Genomic DNA, 15,345 nt, shown 5'->3' on the forward strand with positions numbered 1-15,345 from the left:
TTTTTATTATTCGTCTCTCAGCGCTACAATAGGTTTTACATTGGCCGCCTTTTTAGCCGGGACATATCCTGCCAGTACTCCAAAAAACACCAGTACAAGAGTGGCTGTTATCACTATGCCCAGCCCTACTCCCGGATTACTGATAAAATAGTCTTCCTTAAAGCGATCGCCCATAGCAGAAAGCACTCCCACCCCCAACACCAGTCCGCCATAACCCGCTATAGTTGTGATAAAAATAGACTCTTGCAGCACTAGTCCTATGACCGATGCCGGTGTGGCTCCAAGCGCCTTTCGAACCCCCAATTCTTTGGTGCGTTCTTTCACTACAAAAACCATAATGTTACTGATACCTATCACTCCGGCTATCAGCGTGCCTATACCTACAAATACAACCACCAATTGCAAGATATTGGCAAACATCATATTACGCTGAACGATATCGGCCATATTCCTCAAATAAATAGCATTTTGGTCGTCGGGAGCTATATTGTGCTTTGACTTTAGGTACTTTTGCAAGCTCAGGTCAAATGCCATAGCGCCGGCATAGCCGATATTGGTATTGTAAGTCAGTGTAATCTGCCCTATCTTATCGGTACCCTGATCCAGCATCTGACGCGTGGTGTAGGGCATATAGATAATCCGCTCTTCATTGTCGCCATCATCGTCCTGAAACACTCCTACTACGCGGTAAATAATCCCTCCAACATCCAAGAATTTCCCAAGGGCATTTTCCGATTTTCCAAACAAATCGAGTTCTACCAATCTACCGATAACGATATTCTTGCTTCTCTTTTCAAGGTCTTTTACATTGATATACCGTCCTTTCATCAGTATAGTCTTCTGCATATCCTGGTAGGGTGGGGCTACAGCATTTATCGTATAACTATTAGATTCTCCTTTGTATTTCGCAGTAGCACTAAAGGAAATTACCGGAGTAATCTCGTCGAGATAAAACGCAAAATCCTTTTTTATATCCTCTATATCGTCATTTCTAAATTCAATAGTCCTGCCGCTCTTAAAACCTTTATAGGGCTCAGAGGTGCGCCCGGGATAGATAGAAAAAGTATTGGTAGCATCTCCCATAAAAAATTCGTTAAAGGAATTCTTCAGTCCGTTGCCCATACCGTATAGCACAGTGAAAATAAATATCCCCAAGGCCACGGTAAAGCCCGACAAGAACGTCCTCAGCTTGTTTTTGCTGATGGTTTGGAATATTTCCTGCCAGCGATCTCTACTGAACATACGACGCAGCTCTTACCTGTTCCACTAAAGAATCTTCCACGATAACACCGTCTTTAAGGTGTATAATACGCTTACACATTTGCGCTATATCGGGTTCGTGTGTCACGATCAATATGGTTTTACCCTCGTCGTTGATTTGCTGTACGAGATCCATAATTTCGTATGAAGTCTTACTGTCTAAGGCTCCTGTAAGCTCATCGGCCAGCAATACCTTTGGCTCTGCAGCCATGGCACGAGCAATTGCAACGCGTTGCTTCTGCCCTCCCGACAATTCACTGGGCAGGTGATGTGCCCAGTTTTTTAGTCCCACTTTTTCCAGATACCTCATAGACTTCTCCTGTCGTTCGTTTCTGTTTACGCGCTGATAATAGAGTGGCAATGCCACATTTTCTATGGCTGTTTTATAATTGATAAGATTGAAAGACTGAAAGATAAATCCGAGAAATTTATTTCTGTATTTGGCAGCTTTGGTCTCGTTGAGATTCTTGATTGGCACTCCATCTAAGATATAATCGCCTGAATCTGCTTCATCGAGCATTCCCAAAATATTGAGCAAGGTCGATTTTCCGGATCCGGAAGACCCCATAATCGCTACAAGTTCCCCCTCCTTTATAGACAGATTTAGTCCTTTTAGTACGTGAAGGGAATTGGCTCCCATGCGATAAGATTTGTGTAAGTCTTTTATTTCAATCATGTTTTGGAGCTTTCTTTTTTTTGAAATATTTTGTGACCTTAATGCAAGGTACTACCGATGTTTAGACGCTAAAAAAAGCAAAACGTTACAACCTGGGCCTCAAAATTTTCTTTTTTTCACTTTTCAACAGGCCATACGCAAAATGTCAATCTTCCGAGAGCAATCTGTATATCAGTATGGCTGCCCTTAGTGTGAGGGCCTCAAAAGTTTCGATATTGATATTCTCCTCGGGGGAGTGTGCCCCTTCTCCCATAGCGCCCAAGCTATCCAGACAATCTACATACTCGGCTACAAAAGACACATCAGCCGCTCCTTTTTTTAGCGGATCGGCGGCTTTCACCTCTCCCAATCCCATAGCCACACTTACCTCACTCAGCTTTTCAAGCAATTGTTTGTTTCCATCTGTAGGTTCCATGGCAGGGTAACTGTCAAAAAAAGAAATTTTCGCTTGGGTACCCGGCAAATTACGCGATACAATCTCTCTCATCTTTTCTCTAGCTTCTTCCTTCTGTTTTTCCGATATAAAACGCAGTCCACCGTCTACTACAGCCGTTCGGGCCACCACATTGGTCTTCCCAAAAGTATTTCCTTTGCTCAACACTTCGTTGTAAGAGACTTCGGTACCGCCCAGTACCGTTCCCGGATTGAAGGTCAGATAGCGATCACCTCTCAACTTCTCGTAAAACTCGTGCAGTATACGGGAGACTTCAAAAACGGCTCCTGCTCCTACTTCTTCACTAAAAATATCTGCAGAATGAGCCTGTTTACCGCTCACTTCAACTTTCCATCCCGAAGAACCTCGTCGCGCCATAGTAGCTTCAGAAAAACCGGTTGAAGGCTCAAAACCCAAAGCCACATCGCTTCGTTTTGCTGCATCTATCAGTGCCTTTCGGCTTATTGACAAGGGCTTACCCGTATACTCTTCATCGCCCATCAGCGCTACCACCACCTGCCTATCTTTTAAAAGTCCGTTTTCGCTAAGAGCCTTTAAGGCATATAATAAAATGGTATTTCCACCTTTCATATCGTTTACTCCGGGGCCGGTAGCGGTGCTGTCATTTATTTTTTTCATAGTCTGAAACGGACTATCTTCCTCAAAAACTGTATCCAAATGCCCTATAAGCAACACTCTTTTCCCCTTTGTCCCTTTTACCTCTGCAAAGAGATGCCCAGCTCTGTCCATTTCGGCTGGCATATCCAACCACTGCGTTCCAAACCCAATTTCATCGAAAGCTTCAGAAAATACTTGCCCAACTTTCCGCACTCCGGCGTGGTTCATGGTTCCGCTGTTTATATTGACCACCTTTTCGACAAACTCCAACTGATCCTCAAAATTTCGACTTACAGCATCGGCAATCTGACGCTCTGTTTTGGAAAGATTTTGAGCGTGGCCTGTTACTACGGCCAACACCAATCCTGTACTGAAAAAAGTTCGGAGTCTCGACATGGATATAATTTTAATATAACAAGTGGCTAATTTAAGAATTTCATCGCACTTGTCTTGCGCAATACTTCACAATTCCCCTAGAGAATTATCTGAATTTGCAGAGCAATATCAATCGAACCGCATCGCTTTGGACGGCACAATCCGGGTAATGATATAAGAAGGCACCAACAACATAAGCAAGCAGAGTCCCAATACCCCCAGATTGAGCCATACGATATAGCCTGCGCTGATATACACTGGAGCCTCAGACACGTAGTAATTGGTCGGATCCAATTTGATCCACCCGGTGTATTTCTGCAAGAACAGCAATCCCAAACCTATGAGATTACCCCAAAAGAGGCCAATCAAAATCAGGTAGCCCGCATTGTAGAGAAAAATCTTGCGCACACTCCAATCTTCACTTCCCAAGGCCTTCAGAATACCGATCATGGGGGTGCGCTCTAAAATGAGTACAAGGAGGGCAGTAATCATATTAAACCCTCCTACTACTATAAGAATACCGATTATAAGAGCTGTGTTAAAGTCAAACATCCCCAACCATTCGAACATGGAAGGAAACTCTTGTAAAATGGTAGTCGAATCGAGGGTAGAAAGTGTTTGCCCATACACCTGATTACCTACCTCTTCCAGTCGGTCGAAATCGGAGATAAACAATTCAAACTTTCCTACCTGATCTTCTTCCCATCGATTCATACGCTGTATATGGCGCAGATCGGTAAACACAAATTTCGCATCAAACTCCTGAAAACCGCTGTCGTACAACCCCGTCACCTTAAAAACACGCTGATTGGGTACAGTACTCTCCTCATCTCTCAGGAAAAATGCGTAGAAAGTATCCCCTACTTTCAAGTTCAATCTATTGGCCAAGTAGTTGGAGAGTAAGACCTCATTATTGAGCTTTCCTGTATAATCGGGCAACCTCCCCTCTACTAGATATTCAGAAAAATACCTCCAGTCGTAGTCCCTTCCCACTCCTTTTGCGATGATACCTTCAAAGGTATCTTCAAGACGGATGATCCCCGCCTTGGAACCCACTCCTTGTATATGTATAATTTCGGGTATGGATGTAAATTCGGGATAAAAATCTTGGTTTAAAGATATTGGATGTACCGAGACTTCAGACTGGTTATTGTCGTAATTGTAGATTTGTATATGTCCGTTAAAAGCGGCAACCTTCTCTCTGATCTTTTGTTGCAAGCCCACTCCCGCCGCTACCGAAACCAGCATTACTACCAGGCCTATGGCTATAGCAGCTATCGCAATTTTTATAATTGGTGCCGATACACTACTTTTATAATCTTTCGACCTAATGATGCGTTTTGCTATGAAAAACTCTAAATTCAACGGGATGTTTTGTTTTACAAACCCCAAAAATACATTTTTATTACGGTACTTCCTCGAAATTATAAGGAAGGGCAACCAACTTCCTCCACTCGTTTTTCTCTTGTTGCTGCTGTCTTGCAGCAATAGAGCCTCTTCCAAAGCTACAACAGACCTAACACTATCAAACAATGCCGTTCCACAAACGACGATAGAAACCGGAGCCGATCAAACAGAAAAATACCTACCTCTACTAAATGGCAAGCGAGTAGGTGTTGTAGCCAATCCCTCCAGCATTATTTTCAGAGATCAGAAAAAGAACTCCTATGTTCACTTGGTAGACAGTCTGCTCAGCAGAGGGGTAAACATAGAGAAGGTCTTTGCTCCGGAACACGGTTTTCGGGGAACTGCAGAAGCCGGAGAAACTGTGAAAGACGGCAAAGATCCGACTACAAGACTCGAGGTAATTTCTCTTTACGGCAGCAACAAAAAACCAAAACCCGAACAACTAAAAGACATCGACATCATCGTTTTTGATCTCCAAGATGTAGGTGTTCGTTTTTACACCTATATCTCTACACTTCACTATGTGATGGAAGCCTGTGCTGAACTTCAAAAACCACTGCTTATCCTCGACCGTCCCAATCCAAACGGGCACTTTATAGACGGCCCTATACTCGAGCCACAGCACAAGAGTTTTATCGGTATGCATCCCATACCCGTAGCTCACGGTATGACCATAGGTGAATACGCCCTGATGATAAACGGTGAAAAGTGGCTAGAAAAAGGAGTACAATGCCCAATTCAAGTGATTAGTTGTGCCAATTATACCAAAGATATGCCTTATCAACTTCCCGTAAAACCATCGCCAAACTTGCCCAATGCTCAGGCGGTCAACCTCTACCCCAGCATCTGTTTTTTTGAAGGCACTGATGTAAGTGAAGGAAGGGGTACCGACAAACAGTTTCAAATATACGGTTCGCCCTATCTCCCCAAATCAAAATATCCCTACAGTTTTACCCCTGAGCCCAATGCTGGGGCTGCCAAACCCGAACACCTCGGAAAACTATGCTATGGAGAAGATCTCTCCAGCACAGAAAGATTGCAGCGCATAGAACTCAAATGGCTTATCAGAGCTTATCAAAGTACTGCAAAGAAAGAAGACTTCTTCACCGACTTCTTCGTCAAGCTGGCAGGGACAAAACAGCTCCGCCAACAAATCGAATCTGGAACGGCTGAAAGTGAGATCAGGGCGAGTTGGCAAGAAGGATTGAAAGCATTTAAAAAGATTCGGAAAAAGTATTTACTGTACCGTGAATAGTTCTTTTCCACACTCACACAGGAGAGCGGATTTCTCTGAACCGTAAAAAAGATAGCCCGGAAAACAAACTGTATTCCGGGCAATCATATAGTTGGTTGGTTTTGGCTATCTACAAAGTAATGCTAGCTTTTTCTACTGCTATAGTCGTATCGGCTTTGACGTGTGCCGCGTTGGCGCGACCACTGGGATCGGTATTTTCCTGCCATTTCGGTATCCATCGTTTTACCGTTTTGGCCGCGCTCTCCTGAGGAAAATGCTTGTGAAAAATTTCCCTGTAAAAAAAGGCTTCCTTGGTCGCCGGAGTGTTTATCGGATACTTTTCGGCAGCCGTAGCCATTTGTGTATCGGTTACCTGAGAAGCACAGTGCGCAATCAGGGTATCGATCCAGTTGTAGCCCACACCATCTGAAAACTGTTCTTTTTGCCTCCACAGCACTTCGTCCGGGAGGAAAGGTCGCTCGGGGGTGTCGAAAGCTTTTCTCAGTATATACTTTTCTACACCGTCGTATGTCTTGGGCTGCTTGAATTTAGGCATAATCTCCATGGCTGTCTGTAAAAAAGACTTGTCGAGGAAAGGCACCCTAGCTTCCAGTCCGTGAGCCATAGTACTCTTATCTGCTCGAAGACAGTCGGCAGTTGACAATTTCTGTACCCTATCGATGGTTTCTTTTTGGAAATCTTCGGGAGAAGGTGCGTTCCTAAAGTAGAGATAACCACCAAATATTTCGTCGGCTCCCTCTCCACTCAGCACTACCTTCACTCCGAGGTCGGTAATGGCCTTACTCATAAAATACATTGGAGTAGAAGCTCTGATAGAAGTCACATCATAAGTTTCCAAATGCCACACCAACTTTTCGAGAATAGTTATCCCCTCTTCTATGGTAAAGTGTATTTCGTGATGTTCGGTGCCGAGATATTCTGCCACCTTACGAGCTGCGATAAGATCGGGAGCATCTGCATCCAGCCCTATAGAGAAAGAGTGTAGTTTTTGTCCAGTACCCTCCAGCAATCTACAGGCAATAGAAGAAGTAAGAGACGAATCCAGTCCGCCCGACAACAATACACCCAACGGCACATCGCTCATCAGCCGCTTCTCAGTAGCCGCGATCAAACTTTCACGCAGTTTGTCTAAGTCGAGGTCTTTTGTGGCGGTTTTACTGTCAAACCACTTCGGACTAAAATAACGTACAAATCCAGTTTTAGGAGTGTAGAAATGCCCGGGAGGAAAAGCGGCAAACTCTACGCACTGATCGGCTATAACTTTCATTTCGGAAGAAAAATACATCCGTCCTTCTGCATCTGTACCGTAGTATAGTGGTTTTACCCCTATCGGATCCCTACCAGCAATAAAATCGTCACCATCTATCACCACAAAAGCAAACACCCCATCAAGTTTATTGCAAAAGTCATAACCAAACTCCTCATAGAGATGTACAATAACCTCAGAATCTGAAGTAGTGCGGAAAGTGTGGTCTTTCAATACTGTTTCTCGCAGTTCGCCGTGATTGTATATTTCGCCATTGTGTACCATCCAAGCGGTATCGGTCCCTTGTATGGGCTGCTTACCGGTATTCAAATCTATAATAGACAATCGCTCATGACTCAACACATGCCCATTTTCAGTGAAATGCAGATCACTTTCATCCGGCCCTCTGTGTGCCATTCGCTTTGATATCTTTCCTATAAGTTCTGCATCGGTTACAGGCTTCCTCGTCTCCAAACTTCCGTCTGAACTATAACTTGCACCTATTACTGCTAATATTCCACACATATCTCAAATATTTTTGTTTCTAAATACCCTGCAAATATTATCTTTAACTTTCAATTTAAAAACTAAACATTCAAAAGTGATTACACAAAACACATTTTAAACTGAATTCAATTATTAAATACAAAACAAAGAAGAACAAATAGAAAATTTACGAACAAATTGTAAGAAAGCGTAGTACGGTGTCTATTACTCAAACTTCATATACCTCCATTCCGATTTCAATCGGTGTATACGTTTGTTTAGCTTGCTTTTAAAATCCCGGTATTCGGCAGAATCGGGTGAAAAAGGTCGGTGAGAAAGTCCTTTTCTGATGACATCTACCTCCTTCATAACCGGAATAGCTTGTGGTGCGATGTGAGCGGCTGCAAATTTCTCCCAAATATAATTAATAGCAGTGGCATTGGGATGCATCATATCTTCGGCATAAAAGCGATAGTCTCTTAGCTCGTCCATCACGATTTCATAAGCGGTGAAGTAATTTTCCTGTGGTATAACTTGATGCAAAGCTGCTATGAGGTGAGCCTTGCTTCGCTGATTTTCAACAAAACCGTCTTTGAGGTGTCTTACTGGAGAGATGGTAAACACAAAATGTACATCCGGATTAATGGCAAGTATATTTTCCCGGATTCGGACAATACTCCCTGCAACATCCTCTACCGAGGAGAGTTTTTTTGTAAATCTGCTTTGAGGTATTTTATGACAATTGGCCACGGCCTGTCCTGTTTCTTTTAAACGATATTCCCAAGCCGTTCCCAAAGTGATGACGATATGTGTAGTAGTTTTGAGAAAAGACGCTGTTTCTTCGAGCGCAGTATTGATATTGGCAAGAGCCTGTACTCTAGAGGTATTCCCCAAAGCCGAATGTGCATCAAAACAGCGCCAGCTTCCCTGCTGTTCAAACAGTTCATCTGCCTCGTATTTACTTCCCGAAACTACCCGGTCTAGAAAACGAGCTATTGCCCCAGGATGAAACAGTATTCCAAAGGGATTTTTCAGGATGCGGAACTGAAAGTAATCCAGTTTATTTCCTATATGTTCTACAAAACACGAACCCAACAACAATATCCTCGAATGGTAATCGATGTGATTATTCCCTGAGGATATTGGTATTTGGGTTTGCAGTTTCATGATTTTTCAACCTTAATCTATTGTTGAGTGGAGACGTACGATCGTACGTCTCTACGGGTATATGGTCAAGGCCCTATACAATGAATTCACGGGCCTTCTCGAGGGCCTGTGGTATCCCTGCAGGATTTTTACCTCCTGCCGTTGCAAAGAAAGGCTGTCCGCCGCCGCCGCCTTGTATCAGTTTGCCCAGTTCGCGAACTACCTGTCCGGCATTGAGGTTTCTTTCCGCTGCCAGTTCTTTAGAAATATAACAAGTCAGTATAGCCTTGCCTTGTTGCTCTGTGCCCAACAGTATAAAGAGGTCTTTATACTCCCTTCCCAAATCGAACACCAAGTCCTTCAAGGCTTGAGTATCGAGGTCGGCTGTAGCTGCGAGAAAGCGCACATCACCTATTTGTTCAAAGCTATCTGCAAGTTCTTTTTTAAGATTTTTCGCCTTGTCTTTCAACAGGGTTTCCAGTTGTTTTTTCAGGGAGTGGTTTTCTTCCTGAAGTGCCGTTATCGCTTTAATCGGATTATCGGTATTGCGCAGTGCTACTTTTACTTCCCTAAACATTTCTGCCTGAGAGGTAAAATACTCTTTGGCCGCATCCAAAGTAATGGCCTCTATACGTCGTACTCCTGCAGCCACAGCACTTTCTCCGGTGATAATAAAATGCCATATATCACCGGTATTGCTCACGTGAGTTCCCCCACAGAGCTCCATACTTTCTCCGAAGCGAACTGTTCGCACTGTATCGCCGTATTTTTCACCAAACAATGCCATCGCCCCTTCTGCTAAAGCATGTTGATAAGGAGTGTTTCTCCGTTCCTCCAATGGCAACTGTTCGCGAATACGCGCATTGACAAAGTTTTCCACTTCTTGCAGTTCTTCGGTTGTCATTTTGCTGAAATGTGAAAAATCGAATCGCAAATGGTCATTGTGCACTGAAGATCCTTTTTGCTCTACATGCGCTCCGAGAACGACTCGAAGTGCCTGATGCAAAAGGTGGGTAGCCGAGTGATTGGCAGAAGTTCGCCTTCGCTGATTGGCATCTACCACCGCTGTAAAACTCTCTTGGGGATTACTCGGTAAATTTTTGACGAGATGAATAATCAGGTTGTTCTCTTTTTTGGTATCGGTGATATAGACCACATCGCCATTAGCGGCTTTGATATATCCCTTATCCCCTACCTGTCCTCCTCCTTCGGGGTAAAAGGGAGTGAGGTTGAACACCACCTGATACATCTCGCCGTCTTTTTTGCTGTTCACCTTGCGATAACGGGTAATTCTCACTTGGGTTTCGAGAATATCATAGCCCACAAATTCCTCTTCGTCGTCGTCGGAGAGTACTACCCAATCTCCCGTACTCATTGCAGTAGCCGCTCTGGAGCGATCCTTTTGCTTTTGTAGTTCCTTTCGGAATCCTTCTTCATCCAGAGTATATCCTCTTTCTCTGAGTATCAAAGCGGTGAGATCTATGGGAAATCCGTAAGTATCGTAGAGTTCGAAAGCTTTATTCCCGGATACAGTATTGTCTTTGGCATTGGCAATAATGCTATCCAACAGTACCAATCCCTGTTCCAGAGTTTTCAAGAACGACTGTTCCTCTTCTCTTATCACGTTTACCACCAGATTTTTCTGCGTCTTTATCTCGGGGAAAGTGTGCTGCATCTGATCGCTAAGTGTATCTACTAGTTTGTATATAAAAGGTTCGTCTTGCTTTAGAAAAGTAAAGCCGTATCGAATAGCTCTTCTCAATATGCGGCGTATTACATAGCCCGCACCGGTATTAGAAGGCAGTTGTCCGTCGGCAATAGCAAATGCCACAGCTCTGAGGTGATCGGCTACCACTCTGATTGCGATATCGGTCTCTTCTGCTTTTCCGTACTTATTGGTGGTCACCGCTTCTATCTCTCGGATTAAAGGAGTAAACACATCTGTATCGTAATTGCTCTGTACTCCTTGCAACACCATACACAGCCGTTCAAAGCCCATACCGGTATCGACATGTCTCGCCGGTAATTTTTCGAGAGAGCCATCGGCTTTGCGATTGAATTCCATAAATACCAAGTTCCAAATCTCCACCACCTGCGGATGGTCTTTATTTACCAAAGCACTTCCCGGTATCTTTTCTCTCTCTTCATCTGAGCGTATATCTACATGTATTTCTGAACAGGGTCCGCAGGGTCCCTGCTCTCCCATCTCCCAGAAATTGTCTTTTTTATTCCCTGGCAACACTCTGTCTGTCGGAATCAGACTCTCCCATAGTGCTTTTGCCTCACTGTCTTCGGGAAGATCGTCGTCTGCAGCCCCTTCAAAATAGGTAGCATAGAGCCTTTCTTTTTCGATACCGTATACTTCAGTGAGCAATTCCCAGGCCCATTCGATAGCTTCTTTCTTAAAATAATCGCCAAAACTCCAGTTGCCGAGCATTTCAAACATGGTATGGTGATAGGTGTCTTTTCCCACCTCTTCCAGGTCGTTGTGCTTACCACTCACCCTGAGACACTTCTGCGAATCAGTTACTCTTACAGAGATCGGCTTTCGGTTTCCCAAAAAGAATTCTTTAAACTGATTCATACCCGCATTGGTAAACATCAGTGTTGGGTCGTCTTTGACAACCATGGGAGCCGATGGCACTACAGTGTGCTTTTTCGCTTCAAAAAATTTAAAAAAACCTTCTCTTATCTCTTGTGATCTCATCGATGTGTATTTGGCATTTTTAGTATTCAAACAACGGTAAAATCCTATACTGCAAATCTTAAGCTTTTCTAAAAATCGAACTAACTGGAAAACAATTTTTATATTTGTCTATCAGCACGATTTCAACAAACAGCTTTTTGCGGTGATTTTACAGTTGTTTACAGGGCAAAAATAGAATATTTTAATTTTATGTCGAAGGTAAAATATTATTACGATCAAGAGACCCTTTCATATCGAAAAATAGAGGTAAAAAAAGGGAAAAAGCTACGCACTTTTTTCGTCTTTCTCTTGGCGTCGTTTCTGTTTGGTGCTCTGGGGCTCTTTGCCCTGCTCAACACTGGGCTGATTAACACTCCTAAAGAATTGTCATCCTCCCGTGAACTCAGGCAATACGAGCTTCAGTTTGAACTGCTGAACAAAAAGATGGAACAAGTAGAAAAAGTTCTCGCCGACATTGAGGAGAGAGACAACAACATATACCGCCTCTATTTTGAAGCCACCCCCATTCCCGACGAACAACGGCGAGCGGGATTTGGAGGGGTAAACCGCTACCGCGATCTGGAGGGATTTGATAATTCCAAGATCATTATCAACACTACCAGAAGGCTAGAGATTCTTCAAAAACAGCTGGTTGTACAATCCAAATCGCTAGACGAGATTACCAAACTGGCGGAGGACAAAGAAAAACTGCTCGCTACTATTCCCGCCATACAACCGGTAAACAACAAAGATTTAAAGCGGATGGCTTCGGGCTACGGATGGCGCACGGATCCATTTACCAAAGCGCGTAAAATGCACTGGGGAATGGATTTTTCCGCACCCAAAGGCACTCCCGTTTACGCCAGCGGAGATGGAGTAGTAATACGATCAGACAATCGCGCAGCGGGCTATGGAAATCACATAAGGATAGAGCACGGATTCGGCTATCAGAGTCTGTATGCCCATCTCAGCAAATACAATGTGAGAAAAGGGCAGAAGGTAAAACGCGGAGACCTCATAGGATATGTGGGCAGTACGGGACGTTCGGAAGCCCCTCACCTCCACTACGAAGTATCGAAAGACGGACAGCGTATCAACCCTATGAATTTTTATTACGGTAGCTTAACTCCGGAAGAATACGAAGAGCTCATACATGTAGCCTCACAAGAAAACCAATCTCTCGACTAAGATGGAGATCAGATTTACAACTAAGAGGAGGGAGCATTACGATAACACAACAGTTTTTACATTATGCACATAGATCTTCCCGAAAAACGCTATTACAGTATAGGTGAAGTAGCCAAAGCCTTTGACGTAAACACTTCCCTCATCCGTTTCTGGGAAAAGGAATTTGACGTACTCCGCCCCAAAAAGAACGCCAAAGGGAATAGAAAGTTTACCCCCGAAGACATCAAAAACCTGCAGCTTATTTACTATCTGGTAAAAGAGAGAGGATTTACTCTAGAAGGCGCCAAGATTCACCTGAAGGAAGAAAAACAAAAAACGCTTTCCAATTTTGAGATTATTCGTAAATTGGAGAACATAAAAGCATCTCTTTTAAAGATTAAAGACGCATTATAAACAACAAACTAAATCTCACTCACTATGAAAAAATGGTTAATCCCTGTTATCATCCTAATTGTAATAGCTATAGGTATTTACAGCTGGGCAGTAGGATTTAACAATACGGCAGTAACATACCAGGAAGATGCCAAAACCACCTGGGCTAATGTAGAAAGTGCATATCAGCGAAGAAATGACCTCATAGGCAACCTGGTCAAAACTGTGCAGGGTGCGGCCGACTTTGAACGAAACACGCTGAGGGAAGTGGTAGAAGCCCGTGCCAAAGCCACCTCAACTACTATCAATGCCGACGATCTGAGTCCTGAAAAAATAGCGGAATACCAACAAGCGCAAAGCGGACTTTCCTCTGCCTTGTCGCGATTGCTGGTATCGGTAGAGCGGTATCCCGAACTCAAGGCCAATCAGAACTTTTTGGAATTACAAGCACAACTGGAGGGTACTGAAAACCGAATCAATGTGGCACGCGACCGCTTCAATGCCGGGGTGAATACTTACAACAAACACATCAAAACTTTTCCGAATAAAATTCTCGCAGGAATGTTTGGTTTTGAAGAAATGGCGCGCTATCAGGCAGATCCGGGATCGGAGAAAGCACCGGATGTGGAATTTGACTTTTAAGCATCCTAAACTCGCCTTAAGGGGTAACAACAAAGTAATACCACCATGACTGAAGTAGAGCAATTTTTGACAGCTCGAGAGGAAGAAGAGATTGTAAAAGCCATAAGAGAAGCTGAACTGAACACTTCCGGAGAGATTCGCGTTCACATAGAGAAAACCTCTGGGAAGCTCAGCTCTTACCAACGGGCTATTGCTGTGTTTCACGAATTGAGGATGAATCGGACCGAACTGGCCAACGGAGTAATTATTTATGTTGCCGTAGAAGACCGATCCTTTGCTATATACGGCGACAAAGGAATCAACGAAGTAGTACCCAGCGACTTTTGGAACTCTACTAAAGAGGTTATGGCTGCCTACTTTAAAAACAAACAGTACAAAGAGGGACTCACAGAAGGTATACGCCATGCCGGAAAACAGCTCAAACAGCACTTCCCCTGGCAAGAAGACGATATCAACGAACTTCCCGATGAGATCTCAAAAGGATAGTTTCCCGATAATTCTATAAAATGTAGTAATACTAGAACTCATGGCGTTTTACCGATCTCTTTTCCTATTCTTTTTGCTGATCACCGTATTTACAGCTCCCCTACAGGCGCAGTATTCTATCCCTGAAGTTCCGAAAGTACAAACCAGCGTATACGATTACAGTCGGCTTTTCTCCCCTACCCAAAAAAGAGCTCTCGAAGAGAAACTCATTCGCTATTCCGACAGCACTTCTACACAAATTGTAGTGATTGCCATAGGCTCTGCGCAGGGAGAAGACCTCAATTACCTCGGAGCCAACTGGCTGACAAAATGGGGCATAGGACAAAAGGGAAAAGACAACGGCATACTCATACTCCTCGCGGAGAAGGATCGCAAAATAAGCATCCAGAACGGATACGGTATAGAACATCTGCTCACCGATGCAATGAGCAAACGCATTATCGAACGGGTGATGAAACCTTATTTCGTAAAAGGAGATTATTACGGCGGACTGGACAAGGGGACAGACGCCATTTTCGGGGTGCTTATCGGAGCTTATAAAGGGCAACCGCAAAACGAGATACAAAACATTCCCATAGGTATCTTCGCCATTATCATTATTTTCATAGTTCTTATAATTATCCTCTCTAAAGGAGGAGGCAGGGGTAATGGTACCGGAAAATTCAGAGGACCAGACTTAATGGATATCATCATACTGAGCAGTATGGGTCGAGGTGGTGGCTTTGGAGGTGGATCTTCAGGAGGAGGCTTCGGAGGAGGTTTTGGAGGAGGCTTCGGTGGCGGAATGGGCGGTGGTGGTGGCGCCAGTGGAAGTTGGTAAAGCCATAGTCTTCAACATATTCCTTCAAGATTCGAAACACTCAGTCTCCTTGAGACCAGTGTTTAATCACAATTCAAAACTCAAAAAAACAAAAACTCAAAAAAACAAAAACACAAAAAAACAAAAGAGCAAAAACACAAAAAAATCGAAAGTGTAAAAAAGCAAAAACAAAGGTGGTGGAGTACAGAGCGTAACAAACGGCATATGGAAGTTCTGGATTGAGGAAAACAGCAACAAAACTAAGGTTAA

Annotated in this window: 13 protein-coding genes; 6 read left to right on the forward strand and 7 right to left on the reverse strand. The window is 43.7% G+C overall.

Annotated elements, in window-relative coordinates; genetic code table 11:
* Nucleotides 1-6: 6 nt before the first annotated feature.
* From ACYZZR_RS00760 to ACYZZR_RS00775, 4 genes are all read right to left on the reverse strand, one after another.
* A complete protein-coding gene (locus tag ACYZZR_RS00760; RefSeq protein WP_461532075.1) occupies nucleotides 7-1,242 on the reverse strand; it encodes an ABC transporter permease in 1,236 nt (411 codons plus the stop codon).
* On the reverse strand, nucleotides 1,232-1,936 hold the full coding sequence (locus ACYZZR_RS00765) for an ABC transporter ATP-binding protein (protein ID WP_461532076.1): 705 nt from the start codon (nucleotides 1,934-1,936) through the stop codon (nucleotides 1,232-1,234). The genes ACYZZR_RS00760 and ACYZZR_RS00765 overlap by 11 nt, the downstream gene beginning before the upstream one ends.
* Before the next feature lie 145 nt (nucleotides 1,937-2,081).
* Complete coding sequence (locus tag ACYZZR_RS00770) at nucleotides 2,082-3,383, reverse strand: M20/M25/M40 family metallo-hydrolase (protein WP_461532077.1); 1,302 nt, start codon at nucleotides 3,381-3,383, stop codon at nucleotides 2,082-2,084.
* A gap of 108 nt (nucleotides 3,384-3,491) precedes the next feature.
* Nucleotides 3,492-4,727: an ABC transporter permease gene (locus ACYZZR_RS00775; RefSeq protein WP_461532078.1), complete on the reverse strand. Its 1,236-nt coding sequence runs from the start codon at nucleotides 4,725-4,727 to the stop codon at nucleotides 3,492-3,494.
* A 4-nt stretch (nucleotides 4,728-4,731) separates the two neighbouring features.
* Here ACYZZR_RS00775 and ACYZZR_RS00780 point away from each other — a divergent pair, with 4 nt between their 5' ends.
* Nucleotides 4,732-6,024, forward strand: a complete 1,293-nt coding sequence (locus ACYZZR_RS00780; protein WP_461532079.1) for an exo-beta-N-acetylmuramidase NamZ family protein — start codon at nucleotides 4,732-4,734, stop codon at nucleotides 6,022-6,024.
* 109 nt (nucleotides 6,025-6,133) lie between these two features.
* Here the strand turns inward: ACYZZR_RS00780 and asnB are convergent, their stop codons facing one another.
* The 3 genes from asnB to alaS all read right to left on the reverse strand — a co-directional run bounded on the left by asnB (nucleotide 6,134) and on the right by alaS (nucleotide 11,609).
* Complete coding sequence (asnB, locus tag ACYZZR_RS00785) at nucleotides 6,134-7,795, reverse strand: asparagine synthase B (RefSeq protein WP_461532080.1); 1,662 nt, start codon at nucleotides 7,793-7,795, stop codon at nucleotides 6,134-6,136.
* A 186-nt stretch (nucleotides 7,796-7,981) separates the two neighbouring features.
* Nucleotides 7,982-8,923, reverse strand: a complete 942-nt coding sequence (locus ACYZZR_RS00790; RefSeq protein ID WP_461532081.1) for a GSCFA domain-containing protein — start codon at nucleotides 8,921-8,923, stop codon at nucleotides 7,982-7,984.
* 73 nt (nucleotides 8,924-8,996) lie between these two features.
* On the reverse strand, nucleotides 8,997-11,609 hold the full coding sequence (gene alaS, locus ACYZZR_RS00795) for an alanine--tRNA ligase (protein ID WP_461532082.1): 2,613 nt from the start codon (nucleotides 11,607-11,609) through the stop codon (nucleotides 8,997-8,999).
* A gap of 189 nt (nucleotides 11,610-11,798) precedes the next feature.
* Here alaS and ACYZZR_RS00800 point away from each other — a divergent pair, with 189 nt between their 5' ends.
* The 5 genes from ACYZZR_RS00800 to ACYZZR_RS00820 all read left to right on the forward strand — a co-directional run bounded on the left by ACYZZR_RS00800 (nucleotide 11,799) and on the right by ACYZZR_RS00820 (nucleotide 15,096).
* Nucleotides 11,799-12,776, forward strand: coding sequence for a M23 family metallopeptidase (locus ACYZZR_RS00800; RefSeq protein ID WP_461532083.1), 978 nt, complete (start codon nucleotides 11,799-11,801; stop codon nucleotides 12,774-12,776).
* 63 nt (nucleotides 12,777-12,839) lie between these two features.
* Nucleotides 12,840-13,169, forward strand: a complete 330-nt coding sequence (locus ACYZZR_RS00805; protein ID WP_461532084.1) for a MerR family transcriptional regulator — start codon at nucleotides 12,840-12,842, stop codon at nucleotides 13,167-13,169.
* A gap of 24 nt (nucleotides 13,170-13,193) precedes the next feature.
* Complete coding sequence (locus ACYZZR_RS00810; RefSeq protein WP_461532085.1) at nucleotides 13,194-13,790, forward strand: LemA family protein; 597 nt, start codon at nucleotides 13,194-13,196, stop codon at nucleotides 13,788-13,790.
* 45 nt (nucleotides 13,791-13,835) lie between these two features.
* Entirely contained in the window at nucleotides 13,836-14,276 is a 441-nt protein-coding gene (locus ACYZZR_RS00815) for a TPM domain-containing protein (protein ID WP_461532086.1), read from the forward strand.
* Between the two features lie 40 nt (nucleotides 14,277-14,316).
* Nucleotides 14,317-15,096 carry a TPM domain-containing protein gene (locus ACYZZR_RS00820; protein ID WP_461532087.1) on the forward strand — a complete coding sequence of 260 codons (780 nt, stop codon included), beginning with the start codon at nucleotides 14,317-14,319 and terminating at the stop codon, nucleotides 15,094-15,096.
* Nucleotides 15,097-15,345 lie beyond the last annotated feature (249 nt).

The sequence above is a fragment of the Sinomicrobium sp. genome (assembly GCA_029266035.1).
Lineage (GTDB): Bacteria > Bacteroidota > Bacteroidia > Flavobacteriales > Flavobacteriaceae > Sinomicrobium.

Bases quoted from the DNA above. Each gene is read 5' to 3' on its own strand.
- ACYZZR_RS00815 (WP_461532086.1), top strand. From the start codon at position 13,836: ATGACTGAAGTAGAGCAATTTTTGACAGCTCGAGAGGAAGAAGAGATT.
- ACYZZR_RS00805 (WP_461532084.1), top strand. From the start codon at position 12,840: ATGCACATAGATCTTCCCGAAAAACGCTATTACAGTATAGGTGAAGTA.
- asnB (WP_461532080.1), bottom strand. From the start codon at position 7,795: ATGTGTGGAATATTAGCAGTAATAGGTGCAAGTTATAGTTCAGACGGA.
- ACYZZR_RS00780 (WP_461532079.1), top strand. From the start codon at position 4,732: ATGTTTTGTTTTACAAACCCCAAAAATACATTTTTATTACGGTACTTC.
- ACYZZR_RS00770 (WP_461532077.1), bottom strand. From the start codon at position 3,383: ATGTCGAGACTCCGAACTTTTTTCAGTACAGGATTGGTGTTGGCCGTA.
- ACYZZR_RS00790 (WP_461532081.1), bottom strand. From the start codon at position 8,923: ATGAAACTGCAAACCCAAATACCAATATCCTCAGGGAATAATCACATC.
- ACYZZR_RS00800 (WP_461532083.1), top strand. From the start codon at position 11,799: ATGTCGAAGGTAAAATATTATTACGATCAAGAGACCCTTTCATATCGA.
- ACYZZR_RS00765 (WP_461532076.1), bottom strand. From the start codon at position 1,936: ATGATTGAAATAAAAGACTTACACAAATCTTATCGCATGGGAGCCAAT.
- ACYZZR_RS00760 (WP_461532075.1), bottom strand. From the start codon at position 1,242: ATGTTCAGTAGAGATCGCTGGCAGGAAATATTCCAAACCATCAGCAAA.
- alaS (WP_461532082.1), bottom strand. From the start codon at position 11,609: ATGAGATCACAAGAGATAAGAGAAGGTTTTTTTAAATTTTTTGAAGCG.
- ACYZZR_RS00810 (WP_461532085.1), top strand. From the start codon at position 13,194: ATGAAAAAATGGTTAATCCCTGTTATCATCCTAATTGTAATAGCTATA.
- ACYZZR_RS00820 (WP_461532087.1), top strand. From the start codon at position 14,317: ATGGCGTTTTACCGATCTCTTTTCCTATTCTTTTTGCTGATCACCGTA.